Below are 1500 nucleotides of genomic sequence, written 5' to 3' on the forward strand. Positions count from 1 at the left end.
ATCGACTACAAGGGTGGGGGAATGGCCAATCTCTTTAAGAACCTGCCCCACCTCTTGGGAACCATTACCAACTTGGATGGTGCCCAATCTATGCGAGCTCTGGCTTCGATCAATGCGGAAATCCATCGTCGTGAACGACTCTTTGGAGAGTTTGAAGTCAACCATATCAATCAATACCAGAAGAAATTTAGAAACGGAGAAGCGACTGAGCCTCTCCCCCACCTCTTTCTCATCTCAGATGAGTTCGCAGAGCTCAAGGTCAACCAGCCTGACTTTATCAAGGAGCTGGTGTCTATTGCTCGGGTCGGACGTTCCCTCGGGGTCCACTTGATCCTAGCTACGCAGAAACCATCTGGTGTGGTGGATGACCAGATCTGGTCCAACTCACGCTTTAAGATTGCCCTTAAGGTGGCGGACCGTTCGGACTCCAATGAAATGCTTCATACGCCGGATGCGGCCGAGATTACCCAGACGGGACGCGCTTATCTACAGGTCGGAAATAATGAAGTCTATGAACTCTTCCAGTCAGCCTGGTCAGGGGCGGATTACCAGCCGGACAAGGACGATATGGGGATTGAGGATCATACGATTTATCTCATCAATGAATTGGGTCAATATGAAATCTTGAATGAAGACCTATCGGGCTTAGAAGAAGCCGAAGAGATCAAGGAAGTTCCGACAGAGTTGGATGCGATTGTGCAACATATCCAAGTTTTGTGTCAGGAACAAGAAATTCCTCCAGTACCCCAGCCATGGTTGCCTCCGCTCAAAGAGCGCATTGCGCTAGAGGAGCTGGAAGCAGTGCAGCCAGCGGTTGCTTGGGAAGAAGAGAAATCCCTTTCCTTTCTACTTGGGATGGCGGATATCCCGCAGGCCCAGAAGCAGGAAGCCATCTCTATCAACCTCTCCAAGGATGGGCATGTCCTTCTTTACGGAAGTCCGGGTACAGGAAAGACCACCTTCCTTCAGACAGCTGGTATGGACCTAGCGAGAAAACACAGTCCCAAGGCTCTTACCCTGTACTTGATGGACTTTGGGACCAATGGTTTGGCGCCCTTGTCCAAGCTTCCGCAGGTGGCAGACACCATGCTTTTGGATCAGTCAGAGAAGATTTCTAAGTTTGTGCGGATCATGGAGTGCGAACTCAACCGTCGTAAGAAACTCCTTGCGGACTATGGTGTAGGGACTTTAGAGCTTTACCGAGAGGCTAGTGGTCAGCAGGAGCCGGCTATTGTTATCCTCTTAGACAGCTATGAGGCCATCAAGGAGGAGGCTTATGAGGCAGAACTCTTTAAGCTCTTGGTGCGCATCTCTCGTGAAGGTCTCAGTATCGGGGTGCATCTCTTGATGACAGCGGGTCGACAGTCCAACCTTCGGGCTCAACTCTACTCGAACTTCAAGCACCAGTTGAGCCTGCCACAGAATGATGTGAGCGAGGTGCGGGCAATCGTGGGCTCTACGCCCCTTGCCATGACCATGGAAGACATCAAGGGACGGGCA

At 51.3% G+C, this 1500-nt stretch carries 1 protein-coding gene; it reads left to right on the forward strand.

Features of this window, described 5'->3' with window-relative positions:
- On the forward strand, nt 1-1500 hold a 1500-nt coding region (gene essC, locus SORDD16_RS09675), incomplete at both ends, for a type VII secretion protein EssC (RefSeq protein WP_081215205.1).

This window comes from Streptococcus oralis (assembly GCF_001578945.1).
GTDB classification, from domain to species: domain Bacteria; phylum Bacillota; class Bacilli; order Lactobacillales; family Streptococcaceae; genus Streptococcus; species Streptococcus oralis_Q.